Here is a 16,940-nt window from a genome sequence, read left to right as displayed (position 1 = left end):
TGTCCATCCTATTCCCGTCTGCAGCGGGGGAGCGACGAAGGGGAGCCTAAGTATCTCGATGTCGAGAGAGCCGGCCGTGGGAGATCAGCCGATCTGACTCATCCCGTTCCAGCCGCTGCCGATGGTCCTGGTCGCGAGGAATCCTCCGCGGCCGTTGCCGCCGTAGAGGAGGAGCGCGCCGGCCGACGTCCGGGCGACGATGTCCTGCGTGCCGCTGCCGTCGAAGTCGCCCGCGCCGAACACGGCGGTGAGAGACGCCCACCCCACGCCGATCTGCGACGGCGAGCCCCAGCTGCCGCGTCCTGTCGTCGGGTAGATCCAGAGGGTTCCGTCGAGCCTGCGGGCGATGATGTCGCCGCGCGCATCGCCGTTGAAGTCGCCGGCGTGGAACATCGTGTCCATCGTCTGCCAGCCGTTGCCGATCCTCGTGCCGCCGGCGAGCCAGCCGCTTCGTCCGTTGCCCGGATAGAGGAAGAGGTCGCCGCCGGGCGTTCTGCCGATGACGTCGGGGATCTGATCGCCGGAGAAGTCGATGCCGCCGATGAGCTGCGAGAACATCGTCCAGCCGTTGCCGATCTGCACGGGGGCGAGGAAGCCGCACCTTCCGTTCCCGGCGTGGAGCATGAGTCTGCCGTCGGCCTCGGTGCGCGCGATGTCCGGGATGCCGTCGCCGGAGAAGTCCCCGAGCGTCGTGAACGGGCGGTCTCCCCACCCCGCGGCGGCGGTGACCGGGCCCTGGAACCCGCCGGCCCCGTTGCCGGGGTAGATGAGGAGGTCTCCGGTCGCCGTGCGGGCGAGGATGTCGGCGGCCCGGTCGCCGGTGAGGTCGCCCGCCCCGCCGGAGAGACGCTTCACCGGGGTGCCGATGCCGAAGATCTGCACCCAGTAGGTCCGGTAGCAGGTGCCGGTCGCGTAGCCGACGCCGAGGCCCGTGTACCGCGAGTCGAGGATGTTGGCGCGGTGGCCGCTGGAGTTCATCCAGCCGCTGACCACGGCGGCGGCATCCGGCTGACCTGCCGCGATGTTCTCGCCCGTCGAGACCCACCCGAAGGCGGCGACCCGCGAGCTCCGCCATGTCGAGCTGCTGTGCTCGAAGGTGCACGTCGACGCCAGATGCTGTGCCCACTCCGCAGCGGCCGCGTCGAGCACGGCATCCGACACGAGCGCGGGGAGTCCGGCCTGGGTGCGCTGGGCGTTCGTCAGCGTGAACACCTCGCCGGCGGGTCCGCCGGCCGCGGACGCGGCGGCGGGGGCGAGGACAGCGGCCCCGATCATCACGGCGATCGCCGCAGCGATCGCGCGACCGGTGCGGACGAGCTTTCGACGGGGGGACGGGCGCATGGCGTCACCATAGTGGCTGCGCTGCACGCCGCGCAGAATATCGGAGCGGGGCAGGCTACCGGGTTCCACACGACGGGCCCCGATACGCTGACACGATGACCTCGCCCATCCAGGACTTCTACGCGGTGATCCCCGCCGGCGGCATCGGCAGCAGGCTGTGGCCGCTCTCGCGCGCCGACGCCCCCAAGTTCCTCCACGACCTCACCGGGTCCGGGCACTCTCTGCTGCGCGACACCTGGGATCGGCTGGTCCCTCTCACAGGCCCTGACCGCATCGCGGTCGTCACCGGCCGCGCGCATCGTGCCGCGGTCGAGGCGGAGCTGCCCGGCATCGCCGATCTCAACGTCTTCCTGGAGTCGGAGCCGCGCGAATCCGCCGCCGCGATCGGGCTGGCCGCGGCGATCCTGCACCGCCGCGACCCCGATGTGATCATCGGCTCGTTCAGCGCCGACCACGTGATCCGCGGCACCCGCGTGTTCGAGTTCGCCGTCCGCGACGCCGTCGAGGTCGCCCGCGAGGGGTACATCTGCACGATCGGCATCGCGCCCACCGAGCCGGCGATCGGATTCGGCTATATCAAGAAGGGGCCGGAGCTCGTCGTCGAGCGCGCCCGCGAGGCGGCCCTCGTCGAGAGCTTCGTCGAGAAGCCGGACCTGGAGACCGCGAAGGCCTATCTCGCCGATCGCGGCTATCTCTGGAACGCCGGCATGTTCATCGCCAAGGCCAGCGTGCTGCTGGAGGAGCTCGCAGCCAACGAGCCCGAGCTGCACGCCGGACTGCTCGAGCTCGCCGAGGCCTGGGACGACCGCGACCGGCGCGGACCCGCCGTCGACCGGATCTGGCCGCGCCTGAAGAAGATCGCGATCGACTACGCGGTCGCGGAGCCTGCCGCCCGCCGCGGGCGCCTGGCGGTCGTGCCGGGACACTTCGACTGGGACGACGTCGGCGACTTCGCCTCCCTCACCAAGCTCATCACGAATGGCCGGAAGAACGATCTGGCCGTCCTCGGACCGAACGCCCGGGTGCTCTCGGACGCCGCGAGCGGCATCCTCGTCAGCCAGACGTCCCGGGTGATCAGCCTGGTCGGCGTCCAGGACATCGTCGTCGTCGACACCCCCGACGCCCTGCTGGTCACGACCGTCCAGCACGCGCAGCGGGTGAAGGGCGTCGTGGAGTCGCTCAAGCTGAACGGGCAGGGAGACGTGCTCTGATGAGCGCCGCCGGATGCTCATCGGCTGGGTTGGTTTCAGCTTTGTAACCTTTCGCCAGCACGTGCGGCGCGAGTGTGCACAAAAGGTGAAACAGTAGGTAACTTTGATCGATCCGCGATGGCCGCGGTTTCGTTGAGGGAGGCATCAGTTGACCATCTCCACCACCAAGAAGCTGCTCGGCGCGACAGTCGCCGCGGGCGTCATCTTCGCACTCGCCGGTTGCGGCCAGGCCCCGACCGACGAGGCCGGCTCGGAGGGCCCTGCGGACTCCGACTTCCTCCCCTGCCTCGTCTCCGACGCGGGCGGGTGGAACGACAAGTCGTTCAACCAGTCGGCGAAGGAAGGCATGGACGCCGCTGCGGAGGAGCTCGACGTCAAGCCGCTCGAGTTCGAGTCCGCGAACGACAACGACTACGCGCCGAACCTCGAGACCGCGGTCTCGGAAGGCTGCTCGCTCATCGTCGCCGTCGGCTTCAAGCTGGCCGCCGCGACGGTCGAGTCGGCGCTGGCGAACCCCGAGATCGACTACGCGATCATCGATGACTACGCCGACACCGACTTCGACGGCACCACCGATGCTCCGAACATCAAGCCGCTCGTCTTCGACACGGCTCAGGCCGCCTACCTCGGCGGCTACGCCGCGGCCGGTTGGTCCGCACAGAGCGGCGTGAACAAGGTCGGCACCTTCGGCGGAATGCAGATCCCGTCCGTCGCCGTGTTCATGGACGGCTTCTCGCTCGGCGTCGACAAGTACAACGAGGACAAGTCGGCCGCCGTCCAGGTGTTCGGCTGGGACGTCGCCACGCAGGAAGGCTCCTTCACGGGCGGCTTCGACGCGAACGACACCGCCAAGCAGACCGCTCAGGGCGTGCTCGACCAGGGCGTCGACGTCATTCTTCCCGTCGGTGGCCCGGTCTACCAGAGCGCTGCGGCGGCGATCGCCGACAGCGGCAAGGACACGCTCATGATCGGTGTCGACAGCGACCTCGCGGTTGCCGACCCGAGCGTCGCGGGCGTCACGATGTTCTCGATCATGAAGGCGATCAACGTCGCCGTGAAGGACGCGACCACCGCAGCAGCCGCGGGCGATTTCGACCCGGCTCCGTACGTCGGAACGCTCGAGAACGAGGGCGTCAAGCTCTCCGGCTTCGGCGACTTCGAGGCCGAGCTCCCGGACGGGCTCCTCGACGAGATCGCGGCGCTCCAGGAGCAGATCATCGCCGGTGACATCACGGTGGAGTCGAAGAACTCCCCGTAAGTCGCAGCCGGTCCAAGTGCGGGGCGAGTGGTGTGCAGGATGCCACTCGCCCCGCACTGTGATCGGACGAAGATCCTTCTGGACGACTCTTCTGGATAAGGTGCAGATATGAAGCTCGAACTTCGCGGCATCACCAAGCGATTCGGTACTCTCGTCGCCAACGACCACATCGATCTGGTGGTCGAACCGGGGCAGATCCACGCGCTGCTCGGTGAGAACGGCGCAGGCAAGTCCACGCTGATGAACGTCCTCTACGGCCTCTATCAGGCCGACGAGGGCGAGATCCTCCTCGACGATGTCGTGCAGCGCTTCCGCGGCCCCGGTGACGCGATGGCGGCGGGGATCGGCATGGTGCATCAGCACTTCATGCTCGTCCCGGTCTTCACGGTCGCCGAGAACGTGATGCTCGGCCACGAGCAGACCAAGGCCCTCGGCACGCTCGACATCGCGAAGGCGCGAGAGCACGTGCGATCCGTGGCAGCGCGGTTCGGCTTCGACATCGACCCCGACGCGCTCGTCGGCGACCTCCCGGTGGGCGTCCAGCAGCGCGTCGAGATCATCAAGGCGCTCTCCCGCGATGCCAAGGTGCTCGTCTTCGACGAGCCGACGGCCGTGCTGACCCCGCAGGAGACGGACGAGCTCATGGGCATCATGCGCCAGCTCCGCGACGAGGGCACGGCGATCGTCTTCATCACCCACAAGCTGCGCGAGGTGCGCGAAGTCGCCGACAAGATCACGATCGTCCGTCTCGGACGCGTCGTCGGCGAGGCATCGCCTTCGGCGACGAACGCCGAGCTCGCTTCGCTCATGGTCGGACGCGCCGTCGAGCTCACGGTGCACAAGGACGCGCCCCGTGTCGGCGACGGCGGGCTGGAGATCTCGGGTCTGCGGGTGCTCACACCCGCCGGCGCGATCGTCGTCGACGGCATCGACTTCGCGGTGCGCCCCGGTGAGGTCCTCGCGATCGCGGGTGTGCAGGGGAACGGCCAGACGGAGCTGGTGGAGGCCATCGTCGGCCTCGCCGCGCGTGTGGAGGGGAGCATCACGCTCGACGGGACCGAACTCGTCGGCAAGAGCGTACGCGCGATCCTCGATGCCGGCGTGGGCTTCGTCCCCGAGGACCGGACCGAGGACGGATTGGTCGCCGGTTTCTCCGTCGCGGAGAACCTCATCCTCGACCGCACCGACGACCGCACCTTCAGCCGCGGGGGAACCATCCTGCGGGGTGTGCTCGACGCCTTCGCCAAGGAGCGCATCCGCGAGTACGACATCCGCACGCAGGGGCCGGACACTCCGGCGGGCACGCTCTCCGGCGGCAACCAGCAGAAGGTCGTCATCGCACGCGAGATGAGCCGTGAGCTGCGGCTGCTGGTCGCCGCCCAGCCGACCCGCGGCGTCGACGTCGGCTCGATCGAGTTCATCCACAAGCGGATCATCGAGACGCGCGACTCGGGCGTCCCGGTGATCGTCGTCTCCACCGAGCTCGACGAGGTCGCCGCCCTCGCCGACCGGATCGCGGTCATGTACCGCGGAGCGATCGTCGGCATCGTGCCGGGCGACACGCCCAGAGAGACACTCGGACTCATGATGGCCGGAGCGGCCGAAGGAGAGGTGGCGGCGTGAGCGGATCGACGCCCGGCGCGGGAGACGTGACCAAGGGCATCCCCCCGGAGCAGCTCGGCACGCCGACCGGCACGGTGCCCCGCGACTCCGCCGACGTGCCGCCGCCGCCCCGCGGCAACATCATCCTCAAGGAGATGCTGCGCGGCAGCGCCGTCACGACGATCCTCGCGATCGTCCTGGCGCTCATCGTCGGCGGCATCCTGATCGCCTCCACCAACGAAGACGTGCAGGAGGCGTCCGGCTACTTCTTCGCGAAGCCCGGCGACACGTTCGCCGCCGCCTGGAACGCGGTCTACAACGGGTACGAGGCGCTGTTCCGCGGTGCCATCTTCAACGCCCGCGGCGCCGATTTCGCGGCGCAGATCCGTCCGCTCACCAACACCCTCGGTTTCGCCGCGCCGCTGATCGCTGCCGGCCTCGGCGTCGCACTCGCGTTCCGGGTGGGACTGTTCAACATCGGTGCACGCGGCCAGATGCTCATCGGTGTCGCGGTCGCCGCCCTGCTGACCTTCTCGCTCGACCTGCCGCTCTGGCTGCACATCCCCGTGACGCTGATCGCCGGTATCGCGGGCGGCGCGCTCTGGGGTGCCATCGCCGGCCTCATCAAGGCGCGCACCGGTGCCCACGAGGTGATCCTCACGATCATGCTCAACTACATCGCGTACTACCTGCTGCTCTGGATGATCCGTACACCGGGCCTGCTGCAGAAGCCGGGGACGAACCAGGCGCTGGGTTCGGCCACGCCGGAGAGCGCGCAGTTCCCGACGCTGCTCGGGCCGCAGTTCCCCCTGCTCGATCTCGGATTCGTGATCGTGGTCGTCGCGACGCTGTTCGTCTGGTGGCTCATCGAGCGGTCGTCGCTCGGCATGCGGATGCGCGCCGTCGGCGAGAACCCGCACGCGGCGCGCGCCGCGGGCATCAGCGTGCAGCGGGTCTACGTCTACGCGATGCTGTTCGCCGGAGGCCTCGCGGGTCTCGCGGGCATGAACCAGATCCAGGGTGCCGTCACGACCGGCGTCACCGAGACGATCGACGCCGGCATCGGATTCGATGCGATCACCGTCGCGCTCCTCGGACGCAGCCGCGCCTGGGGCACCTTCGCCGCCGGCATCCTGTTCGGCGCTCTCAAGGCAGGGTCGTTCTCGATGCAGGCCCAGGACATCCCGGTCGACATCGTCCTGGTCGTGCAGTCCCTGGTCGTGCTCTTCATCGCCGCACCGCCGCTGCTGCGCGCGGTGTTCTTCCTGCCCAAGACCGACATCGAGAAGGCGGCCAGGCTCCGAGCCAAGGCCGCGAAGAAGGCGGTGGCGGCATGATGTCCCTCGTGCAGACCGAGGCAGCCGACGGCACGGTGCAGCTCGCGACCGTGAAGCAGCGGCACCTCAAGGCGCCGATCGTGCTGGCTGTCGCCGCTGCGCTCCTCGCGCTCCTCTTCGTGTTCGTGCCGCGCGACGGCACCAGCACCTTCCGCCTCTCCGACCAGTCGTCGGCGCTCGCGCTGCCCGACGTCGCCCTGCCGACGGCCTCGACCTTCTGGGTCGTGTTCGGCATCCTCGTCGTCCTGACGGTCGGAGCGTTCCTGCGTGCCTGGACGTATCGCAAGCCGTCGCTGTGGCTGGTCGTGGCCTTCAGCACGCTCGCCGTCTTCGCGTTCCTCGTCTGGGCATCCGCCGGGGGACTCGTCCCCGTCACGAGCCTGCTGTTCGGTGCCGTGTCGCTCTCGGTGCCGCTGGTGTTCGGCGCCCTGGGCGGTGTCATCGGCGAACGCGCCGGCGTCGTGAACGTCGCGATCGAAGGGCAGCTGCTGCTCGGCGCCTTCTCCGCCGCGCTGCTCTCCAGCATCACCGGCAACCCGTTCGTCGGACTGGTCGGAGCGATGATCGGCGGCGTCCTCGTGGCCAGCGTGCTCGCCGCGTTCGCGATCAAGTACCTCGTCGAGCAGGTCATCGTCGGTGTCGTGCTCAATGTGCTCGTCACCGGTCTCACCGGCTTCCTCTACGGCGCACTTCTCGCACCGAACGAGGCGACGCTGAACACCCCGGTGCGCTTCCCGCGCATCGAGATCCCCGTGCTGAGCGACATCCCGATCATCGGCCCGGTGCTCTTCAATCAGACGTTCATCGGCTACCTGATGTTCCTCACCGTCGCCGTGGTGGCCTGGGGCCTGTACCGGACCCGGTGGGGTCTGCGTCTCCGCGCCGTGGGCGAGCACCCGCAGGCCGCCGACACCGTGGGCATCAAGGTCAACCCGACCCGGTTCTGGAACGTGCTCCTGGCCGGCGCGATCGCCGGCATGGGCGGTGCGTACTTCACGCTCGTCTCGGTGCCGCAGTTCGGCAAGGACATGACGGCGGGCCTCGGCTTCATCGCCCTCGCCGCCGTGATCTTCGGCCGGTGGGACCCGATCCGTGCGACGCTCGCCGCGCTGCTCTTCGGCTTCGCGACGAACCTGCAGAACCTGCTCTCGATCCTGAAGACGCCGATCCCCGGCGAGTTCATGCTGATGCTGCCGTATCTGGTGACGCTGCTGGCGGTCGCCGGATTCGCCGGACAGATCAAGGCGCCCGCGGCAGACGGCAAGCCGTACATCAAGTCCTAGCCGAGTCCGGAAGAAGGAAGCTCCACAATGACTGACATCGACTGGGACGAGCTCCGTCAGGTCGCGACCGATGCCATGACGAAGGCCTACGCGCCGTACTCGCGGTATCGCGTCGGTGCCGCGGCGCTCGTCGGCGACGGACGGATCGTCGCCGGCTGCAACGTCGAGAACGCCTCCTACGGCGTGACGCTGTGCGCCGAGTGCGCGCTCGTCGGCGACCTGCACATGTCCGGCGGCGGTCAGCTGGTCGCCTTCGTCTGCGTCAACAACGACGGGCAGACGATCATGCCGTGCGGTCGCTGCCGCCAGCTGCTCTTCGAGCACGCCATGCCCGGGATGCTGCTGGAGACCGTCTCCGGCATCCGCACGATCGACGAGGTGCTGCCGGATGCGTTCGGCCCCCGAGACCTGGAGGACGCCCGATGAGCATCGAGCCTTTCGACGCGGTGGATGTCATCCGCGCCAAGCGAGACGGCGGCGCCGTGCCGGAGAAGGCGCTGCGGTGGATGGTCGACGCCTACACCCGCGGCTACGTCTCGGATGCGCAGATGGCGTCGTTCGCGATGGCGATCTTCCAGCGCGGCATGGAGCGCGACGAGATCCGCGTCCTGACGGACGCGATGATCGCGTCGGGGGAGCGGATGAGCTTCGCCGCGCTCGGCAAGAAGACCGTCGACAAGCACTCCACGGGTGGCGTCGGAGACAAGATCACCCTTCCCCTGGCTCCGCTGGTCGCCTCGTTCGGCGTGGCCGTGCCGCAGCTCAGCGGGCGCGGTCTCGGCCACACGGGCGGCACGCTCGACAAGCTCGAATCCATCCCCGGCTGGCGCGCGGCGCTCAGCAACGAGGAGATGTTCGCGCAGATGCAGGGTGACGTCGGGGCCGTCATCTGCGCGGCGGGCTCAGGACTCGCCCCCGCCGACAAGAAGCTCTACGCACTGCGCGACGTGACCGGCACGGTCGAGGCGATCCCGCTGATCGCATCGAGCATCATGTCGAAGAAGATCGCGGAGGGCACGGATGCGCTCGTCCTCGACGTCAAGTTCGGCTCCGGCGCCTTCATGCAGGACATCGACCGCGCCCGTGAGCTCGCCCGCACGATGGTCGCGCTCGGCACCGACTCCGGTGTCGCGACGACCGCGCTGCTCACCGACATGAACGTCCCGCTGGGCTTCGCGATCGGCAACGCCAACGAGGTCCGCGAATCCGTGGAGATCCTCGCCGGCGGCGGCCCTTCCGACGTGCGGGAGCTGACGATCGCGCTCGCGCAGGAGATGCTCGCCCTCGCGGGGAAGCCGGATGCCGACGTGGAGGCCGCCCTCGACGACGGCCGCGCGATGGACAGCTGGAAGGCGATGATCCGCGCCCAGGGCGGCGATCCGGATGCCGAGCTGCCGACCGCTCGCGAGACGCATGTCGTGACGGCTCCGACCGACGGCGTCGTCACCCGCATGGACGCGCTGCCGTTCGGCATCGCGGCCTGGCGACTGGGCGCGGGCCGCGCCAGGGCCGAGGATCCCGTTGTCTTCGAGGCCGGCATCGATCTGCACGCCAAGCCGGGCGATCGTGTCGACGCCGGACAGCCGCTGTTCACGCTGTCCGCAGCCGATGGGGCGCGGTTCCCGCGTGCGCTCGAGGCGCTCGAGGGCTCGTGGGCGCTCGGGGACAAGGCTCCGGCCGCCGGTCCCATCGTGCGCGAGCGCATCACGGCCTGACGGGACCGCTAACCTGAACTGAGCATTTCCGCCACCGAGAGGATCACCATGTCGATCGATGCGAACGGCGACGTCACCATCCAGGGGATCTCCCTCCGCAGCCTGCCCAAGGTCTCGCTGCACGACCACCTCGACGGCGCCCTGCGTCCGGCCACGATCATCGAGCTGGCGGACGAGATCGGTCTCGACCTGCCGGAGTCCGATCCCGCCGCTCTCGGCCGCTGGTTCGCGAAGCAGAGCGACTCCGGCTCGCTCGTCGAGTACCTGAAGACCTTCGACCTGACGACCGCCGTGATGCAGACCCAGGAGGGACTCACGCGTGTCGCGCGAGAGTTCGTCCAGGACCTGGCAGCGGACGGCGTGATCTACGGCGAGGTGCGCTGGGCTCCGGAGCAGCATCTCACGCGCGGACTCACGCTCGAGCAGACCGTCGAGGCCGTTCAGCAGGGCATCGAGGAGGGCGAGGACGCGGCGGACCGCGACGGGCGCAGCATCCGCGTCGGCCAGCTGATCACGGCGATGCGCCATACGGATCGGGCGCTCGAGATCGCCGAGCTCGCGGTCGATTTCCGCGGTCGTGGTGCCGTGGGCTTCGACATCGCCGGGCCCGAGGACGGCTTCCCGCCCTCGAACCACCGCAAGGCGTTCGACTACCTCGCCGAGAACTTCTTCCCCGTGACCGTGCACGCCGGCGAAGCCGCAGGTCCCGCGTCGATCCGCTCGGCGCTGCTGGACGGCCGTGCGCTGCGTCTCGGCCACGGGGTGCGCATCGCGGAGGATCTCCAGGTCGTGACCCAGGAGGGTGACGAGGTGCAGGTGCAGTTCGGAGAACTGGCCCGCTGGGTGCGCGATCGCGAGATCCCGCTGGAGCTCTCCCCGTCGTCGAACCTGCAGACCGGCGCGATCGCCGCGTGGGGCACGACGATGGCCGACCACCCGTTCGACCTGCTGTATCAGCTCGGCTTCGCGGTGACGGTCAACGTGGACAACCGCACGATGAGCGCCACCTCGCTCACGCGCGAGCTCGCCCTGCTCGTCGAGGCCTTCGAGTACGACCTCGACGACCTCGAGACGTTCCAGTTCAATGCGGCCGCGGCCGCCTTCCTCCCGGTCGAGGAGCGCGAAGAGCTCGTCGAGATGATCGCCGAAGGATTCAACGACTGACATGTCCCAGAAGAGTCGACGCCGGGTGAGCGTTCTCGCCGTGATCGTGAGCGCCGCCGTCGTCCTCCTGGGCGGGGGTGCGGTCGCCGCATTCGTCTGGACGAACGGCACGCCGAACGGCCAGAAGCCGGCGGCGACCGAGACGGAGAAGCCGCTCCCGACACCGGAATCCGAGCCGGAACCCCTCTCACCGGCCGAGCAGCTGCTCGCCGACGCCGACAATCCGCTGGCCTGCGCGGTGTCGTTCGCCGGTGACGGCGTCGTGCAGGACCCGATGCTGCAGTGGCAGAACGGCCTCTATCAGTCGCTGCCGATCCCTGCGGCGGACGGGCGCGTGTTCGCCGGCTGGTATGCGACCGCGGACGATGCTGCGGCGTTCAGCCCGGAGGCCCGTGTCAACGGCGCCGATCCGGTGACGTGCACCGACCAGCAGATCGAGCTCCACGGAGCCTGGAAGACGCCGGAGGAGAACGTCGCGGCGAACACGCAGGTCCCGATCCTGATGTACCACCAGTTCACGACGAACCCCGACGGCGAGTCCGGCTGGCTGCGCGGCAACTACGCCTACATCGGCGACTTCGACGCGCAGATGAACCACATCGCCACCACCGGCTTCTATCTGCCGACGTGGGACGAGCTGAGCGCGTTCATCGACGGGCGGCTGTTCCTGCCCCCGCGTTCGGTGATCATCACGGATGACGATGCCGATCAGACCTGGTTCGACCTCGCGGTGCCGCTCGTGGAGAAGTACGAGCTGCTCACGACTTCGTTCATGATCACGGCGTACCGCTCCGACCCGCCCCCGTCCATCTACGTCCTGCGCCGTTCGCACACGCACGACATGCACCAGGCCGGAGCCAACGGCCAGGGGCGCATCGTCAACTGGACGCCGGACGAGGTCGCCGCCGACCTCAACATGTCGGGTGACATCCTCGGCGTGCGCGAGGTCATCGCGTACCCCTTCGGACACTACAACGACACGGCCAAGCAGGGTGTGCTGCAGGCGGGCTACGAGATGGCGCGCACGATCGAGCCCGGCTACGTCGTGATCGGCACCGACAAGCTCGCTCTCCCCGTCGTGCGCATCGACTACGGGATGGGGCTGGACGCGCTGATCAAGCGCATCGGCTGAGACCCGACGAGCGGGCAGGATGGTCGCATGCCTGCTTCCGTCCTCATCGTCGGCCCTGCCTCGTGGAACACCATCGTCGTCCTCGACCGGCTCCCCGAGCCCGTCCCGCACATGCAGTTCGCCCAGGACACGTGGGAGACGGTCGGCGGGACGAGTGCGGGGAAGGCTCTCAGCCTCACGGCGCTCGGACGAGCGACGACGCTGTGCGCGCAGGCGGGTGGCGATGAGCACGGTGCCAGGCTCCGCGACGCGCTGCGCGCGGCCGGCGTGCACGTGCGGTGGACGGAGGGCCTGACGGAGCGGCACCTCAACCTGATGACCCGCCGCGGCGAGCGGGTCTCGCTGTACCTCGCCGCACCGCGACCGACAGGGGGCGAGCAGGATGAGTCCCTGCGGGCGGCGATGGCGGCGGCCGACGCGGTCGTGCTGGACCTCGGAGCCGAGTCCGAGCGGCTGCTGCCGCTCGCGCGTGAGGTCGGAACGCCGATCTGGGTCGACGTGCACGACTACGACGGGGAGTCCGATTTCCACTGGCCGTTCCTTGCGGTGGCGGATGCCGTCTTCTGCAACGCCGATCGCCTCGACGACCCGGTGGCCTTCCTCCGCGGATGCATCGGGGGCGGAGCACGCCTCGCCGTCTGCACCCTCGGGGCGGAGGGAGCGGTGGCGATCGACGAGGACGGTGCGGAGCATCGGGTGGCAGCGGTGCCGGTCGACGTCACCGACACGAACGGCGCGGGGGACGCGTTCCTCGCCGGTGTGCTCGACGCCCGGCTGTCGGGGGCGGCTGTCGGTGACGCGCTCGCCGCGGGTGCGACGTCGGCGTCCGCCGTGCTGCGCACGCGGCACCTGCATCCGCTGCTGGATGCCGTGCTGCCGCTGTCGCGGTGAGCAGCGCTCAGCTCAGGAGCACGGCGCGGCTCAGCGGGGGAGAGCCTGGAGGAAGGCGCCCGTGCGCTCCGTGACCTCGGCGTGCATGTCCTCCGTCGAGATCGTGGGGGTGCCGTCGCCCGCCTGCGGGCCGTAGTCGCCGAAGGAGGCGTGGGCTGCGCCCTCGATCTCGACCATCTCCGCATCGGCGGGGAGCTGATCTCGCGCGGCATCGATCTTCTCCGGAGTGGAGAGCCCGTCATCGCTGCCGGCGAGACTGAGCACCGGCAGGCCGCTCGCCGAGAGGTCCGTCGCGCAGTAGGACCCGAAGAGGACGAGGGCATCCGCATCGGCCGCGAGCTGACAGGCGCGCACGCCGCCGAGCGAGTGACCGCCGACGCCCCAGACCTCGACATCGGGCGCCGCCGACGTGAAGGAGCCGAGTCCGCGCGGATCGAAGAAGGCGAGGTTCAGCCAGGGACGAGTGATCACGACCGTCACGCCCTCTTCGGCGAGCCCCTGCAGGATCGCGGCGTACGCCCAGGGGTCCACCTTGGCGCCGGGGACGAACACCAGCCCGAGCTCGGACTCGCCGTCGGCCGGAGCGAGGACGATCCCCTGCTCGGCATCCTCCACGGTGATGGCGGCGTTCTCGCGGACGCCGGCCAGGGGAGCCGGCTCGGCGGGCATGACGCCGATCTGACTCCAGGCGACGATCCCGCCGACACCGAGGAGCAGCAGGATCGCGAGACTCCCGAGCGCCCGCTTCAGGACGCGACGACCCCGTTTCCTCTGCACACGTCAACGCTACTCCGCCGCACGGCCCCTTCCCTGAGCGGCGCCGACCGACGGATGGGTGGCGAGGTACTCCTCGAACGCCTCGCGCGTGGTGCGCGTCGGGACGAAGCCGAACTCCTCCTTGAGGCGCGTGTTCGCCAGGACCGGTCGATAGCGCAGGAAGGGCACCTTCTCCGGTCCGTGCTCCGTGAGGCGCAGCATCCGTCCGATCCGCAGCGCGGCGGCGAGCACTCCCGCGGGGAGCACGAGCTGGCGTCTGCCCAGCCGCTCCGCGATCTCGGGCACCGTCATCCGGCCGTCTCCCGCGACGTTGAAGACTCCGGCCGGACCGTCGGTCGCCGCCCGCACCATGGCGGCGGCGACATCGTCCACCCACACGAAGACGAAGGGGGAGTCGGAGCCGGCGATGCGGAGGATCCGGCGGCCGTCCCAGAGCGCGGTGATCTGATTGCGGACCGAAGGTCCCAGGATCGTGCCGATGCGGAACACCACCTGCTCCAGGTCCGGATGCGTCGCGCGGTGCTCGGCGAGCATCTCCTCGACGAGGCGCTTGTGCCGTGAGTACGGGAAGGCGTCGTTGCCGCGGAGCGGCTGGTCCTCGTCGATCCATTCCGGATTGTCGGCGTGGTAGCCGTAGGCGGCGCCGGAGCTGGACACCACGATCCGGCGCACCCCCGTCGCGACGCACGCCGCGAGCACGTTCGCCGACCCGTCGACGTCGACCCGGTACTCCCGATCGACGTCGCGTCCCGGATTGACGATCGCAGCGAGGTGCACGACGGTGTCGATGCGGTGTTCGCGAAGGAGGGGAGCGATCGCTGCCGCGTCCTGCACGTCGAGCACGACGTCGAGGATCCCGGGCCGTGCGGTGCCGGTGCGCACATCCGCGGAGACCACGAGCTCGACGTCGTCTCGGGCTGCCAGCGCCTGCGCGACGTGCGAGCCGAGGAACCCGCCGCCCCCGGTGATGAGCACCCGCGTCACGGCGACGCCTCGGTCACCGTGCGCCCGCTGGCATCGCCGCTCGCCGAGCCCGTGCGTCTCTTCGTGTGCCGTGCCCAGAGCCCTGCCAGGATCAGGCCCGCGATGATGTCCCAGATGCCCCACCACCCGGCGACGATCGCCATGCCGCCGAGGCCATCGAAGAACAGGAAGACCAGGCCGAGACCGAGGCCGGCGTTGCGGATGCCGACCTCGAAGGTCATCGCCTTGCGCTCGCGGGTGCCGAGGCCGCCGACGACCGCGGTTCCGTAGCCGAGAGCCAGCGCCACGGCGTCGTGCACCGTGACGACGATCAGGATCACGCCGAGGACCTGCACGAAGACCGCCCAGTTGCCGACGAGCGCGGCGATGATGAAGCCGAGCAGGGCGATGAGGCTGAACCACTTCACGAACGGCTGCACGCGGGCGGCGAATCCGGGTGTCTTCGCCCGCAGCAGGAGGCCGAGCGCGAAGGGGAGTCCGACGATGAGCAGGATCTCCAGAAGCATCCGCCACGGGTCGAGAGCGACCTCGCGGAGCAGCGTGCGGGCGGTGGGATGCAGCGAGCCCCAGAAAGTGATGCTCAGCGGCATGGCGACGATGTAGAGGAGATTGCCGACCGCGGTCAGCGACACCGAGAGCGCGACATTCCCGCCGGCCCGGTGTGTGAGCACCTGGGAGATGTTGCCGGGCGGACAGCAGGCGACCAGCAGCATGCCGAGCGCCATCGACGGCGGGACCGGGAGCACCAGCGTCAGCAGGAACGTCGCGATCGGCAGCAGGAGCAGCTGGGCGAGCAGGGCGATGACGAAGGGCTTCGGATGCTTCGCCACGACGCGGAAGTCACTCGGGGCCGTGTCGAGGGCGATCCCGAACATGATCAGCCCGAGCACCACGTTCAGGATGGTCAGGGTGCCGGGCGTGAACGAGAGGACGACGTCGTCGACGTTCATGCCGACGCCTCCAGCGCGCTCTTCTCGCGGCGGACGGCGCCGCGGTAGGCGTCCTTGTTCACGTAGTAGGCCATCCGGTCCAGCCCGAGGTAGTGGTATCCGCCGGTCAGGTCCGGCCAGGGCGCGGCCGTGACGCGGTCGCGGAATCGCGCAGCGCGCGACGCATCGTGCTCGAGGGCGTCGAGATAGGCGGCGAGGAGGTCGGCCTGCTCGGCGCGGCCCTGCCAGCCGATGCCGGAGGCCTCGATCATGCCCATGACGTACAGCCCGTTGAACGACGCGGGGAAGAGGTTGAGGAACAGGCGCGGCGAGGCGCCCTGCCAGTGCAGGTGCTCCCGGTCGACGAAGGGATAGTCGAGGGTGTATCCGGTGGCCAGGAGCACGAGGTCGTAGTCGTCTGCGCTGCCGTCGCGGAAGCGCACGGTGCTGCCGTCGAAGCGTTCGACGTCGGCGCGGATGCGCAGGTCTCCCTGGCCGAGGTGGTTGAGGATCATGGTGTTCACGATGGGATGGGACTCGTAGATGCGGTACCGGGGCTTCGGGAAGCCGAAGCGCACGGGATCGCCCGTGAAGGCCCGCAGCACCCGGCTGTCGACCGCCTGCTTGATCCTCGCGGGCAGCGGGCGCCCCTGGTTGAGCGTGTCGCTCGGCCTGCCGAACAGGTAGCGGGGCACGAAGTAGTACCCGCGCCGCACGCTCATGTCGACGGAAGCCGCGTGGTGCACGGCATCCACCGCGATGTCGCAGCCGGAGTTGCCCGCACCGATCAGGAGCACCCTCTTGCCCGAGAGCTGCTCGGCCGTCTTGTAGGCGCTGGTGTGCAGCACCTCGCCGGAGAAACTGCCGGGGAAGGTCGGGATGTTCGGCTCCGCGAGCGTCCCGTTCGCGAGCACGACACCGGCGTACCATCGCGTCTGCGTGCCCTCGGGGCCGTCGCTCGTGAGATCCCATCCGCCGTCTCGCGGTTCGAGACGTGTGACCCTCGTGTCGAACCGGAAGAGCTCGGCGAGACCGAAGTGGTCCGCGTAGTCCCGGAAGTACTCCCGCATCACCCGGTGGCCCGGATAGTCGACCGTGGAGCGCATCGGGAACTCCGTGAACTCCGTCGTCGTGCGCGACGAGATCAGGTGCGCCGACTCGTACATCGTGCTGCGCGGATTGGCGATGTCCCAGAGGCCGCCGACGCCGTGGGAGGCCTCGTACCCGTCCACCGCGATGCCGCGCTTCTGCAGCGCGCGGGCCGTGGCCAGCCCCGACGGGCCCGCGCCGATCACGGCGTATCTGTTCATGCTGCT

15 protein-coding genes are annotated in these 16,940 nt (G+C 69.4%); 10 read left to right on the top strand and 5 right to left on the bottom strand.

From position 1 onward, the window contains the following. Positions 1-84: 84 nt before the first annotated feature. Positions 85-1,341, bottom strand: a complete 1,257-nt coding sequence (locus DC434_RS16535) for a CAP domain-containing protein (protein WP_116636408.1) — start codon at positions 1,339-1,341, stop codon at positions 85-87. A 95-nt stretch (positions 1,342-1,436) separates the two neighbouring features. Here DC434_RS16535 and DC434_RS16530 point away from each other — a divergent pair, with 95 nt between their 5' ends. From DC434_RS16530 to DC434_RS16485, 10 genes are all read left to right on the top strand, one after another. Then, complete coding sequence (locus DC434_RS16530; RefSeq protein ID WP_116636407.1) at positions 1,437-2,552, top strand: mannose-1-phosphate guanylyltransferase; 1,116 nt, start codon at positions 1,437-1,439, stop codon at positions 2,550-2,552. 148 nt (positions 2,553-2,700) lie between these two features. Further along, positions 2,701-3,810, top strand: coding sequence for a BMP family ABC transporter substrate-binding protein (locus tag DC434_RS16525; RefSeq protein WP_116636406.1), 1,110 nt, complete (start codon positions 2,701-2,703; stop codon positions 3,808-3,810). A gap of 108 nt (positions 3,811-3,918) precedes the next feature. Further along, positions 3,919-5,433: an ABC transporter ATP-binding protein gene (locus tag DC434_RS16520; RefSeq protein WP_116636405.1), complete on the top strand. Its 1,515-nt coding sequence runs from the start codon at positions 3,919-3,921 to the stop codon at positions 5,431-5,433. Beyond that, positions 5,430-6,749, top strand: coding sequence for an ABC transporter permease (locus tag DC434_RS16515; RefSeq protein ID WP_116636404.1), 1,320 nt, complete (start codon positions 5,430-5,432; stop codon positions 6,747-6,749). The genes DC434_RS16520 and DC434_RS16515 overlap by 4 nt, the downstream gene beginning before the upstream one ends. Next, the gene (locus tag DC434_RS16510; RefSeq protein ID WP_116636403.1) at positions 6,746-8,032 is read left to right on the top strand and encodes an ABC transporter permease; all 1,287 of its coding nucleotides are present in this window, start codon (positions 6,746-6,748) and stop codon (positions 8,030-8,032) included. Before DC434_RS16515 ends, DC434_RS16510 begins: the two co-directional genes overlap by 4 nt. A 27-nt stretch (positions 8,033-8,059) precedes the next feature. After that, the gene (locus tag DC434_RS16505) at positions 8,060-8,458 is read left to right on the top strand and encodes a cytidine deaminase (protein WP_046012982.1); all 399 of its coding nucleotides are present in this window, start codon (positions 8,060-8,062) and stop codon (positions 8,456-8,458) included. After that, the gene (locus DC434_RS16500; RefSeq protein WP_116636402.1) at positions 8,455-9,747 is read left to right on the top strand and encodes a thymidine phosphorylase; all 1,293 of its coding nucleotides are present in this window, start codon (positions 8,455-8,457) and stop codon (positions 9,745-9,747) included. The genes DC434_RS16505 and DC434_RS16500 overlap by 4 nt, the downstream gene beginning before the upstream one ends. A gap of 48 nt (positions 9,748-9,795) precedes the next feature. Beyond that, the gene (locus tag DC434_RS16495; RefSeq protein ID WP_116636401.1) at positions 9,796-10,911 is read left to right on the top strand and encodes an adenosine deaminase; all 1,116 of its coding nucleotides are present in this window, start codon (positions 9,796-9,798) and stop codon (positions 10,909-10,911) included. Between the two features lies 1 nt (position 10,912). Next, positions 10,913-12,043 (top strand): polysaccharide deacetylase family protein, encoded by a 1,131-nt coding sequence (locus DC434_RS16490; RefSeq protein WP_116636400.1) that lies wholly within the window; start codon positions 10,913-10,915, stop codon positions 12,041-12,043. Positions 12,044-12,070: 27 nt separating this feature from the next. Further along, positions 12,071-12,934, top strand: a complete 864-nt coding sequence (locus DC434_RS16485) for a carbohydrate kinase family protein (RefSeq protein ID WP_116636399.1) — start codon at positions 12,071-12,073, stop codon at positions 12,932-12,934. Between the two features lie 30 nt (positions 12,935-12,964). Here DC434_RS16485 and DC434_RS16480 read toward each other — a convergent pair whose 3' ends face one another. From DC434_RS16480 to DC434_RS16465, 4 genes are read right to left on the bottom strand one after another with little or no spacing between them, the layout of a single operon-like run. Next, a complete protein-coding gene (locus DC434_RS16480; protein ID WP_165808106.1) occupies positions 12,965-13,711 on the bottom strand; it encodes an alpha/beta hydrolase in 747 nt (248 codons plus the stop codon). A 9-nt stretch (positions 13,712-13,720) separates the two neighbouring features. Beyond that, a complete protein-coding gene (locus DC434_RS16475; protein WP_116636398.1) occupies positions 13,721-14,695 on the bottom strand; it encodes an SDR family oxidoreductase in 975 nt (324 codons plus the stop codon). After that, complete coding sequence (locus tag DC434_RS16470) at positions 14,692-15,645, bottom strand: bile acid:sodium symporter family protein (RefSeq protein ID WP_116636397.1); 954 nt, start codon at positions 15,643-15,645, stop codon at positions 14,692-14,694. The genes DC434_RS16475 and DC434_RS16470 overlap by 4 nt, the downstream gene beginning before the upstream one ends. Then, positions 15,642-16,934 carry an NAD(P)/FAD-dependent oxidoreductase gene (locus DC434_RS16465; RefSeq protein ID WP_116636396.1) on the bottom strand — a complete coding sequence of 431 codons (1,293 nt, stop codon included), beginning with the start codon at positions 16,932-16,934 and terminating at the stop codon, positions 15,642-15,644. Before DC434_RS16465 ends, DC434_RS16470 begins: the two co-directional genes overlap by 4 nt. Between the last annotated feature and the right edge of the window lie 6 nt (positions 16,935-16,940).

It is taken from the genome of Microbacterium sp. TPD7012, assembly GCF_003075395.1.
In the GTDB taxonomy this organism is placed as follows: domain Bacteria; phylum Actinomycetota; class Actinomycetes; order Actinomycetales; family Microbacteriaceae; genus Microbacterium.
Note: the sequence above shows the minus strand (reverse complement) of the source record. Positions and strands in the feature narration are given on the sequence as shown.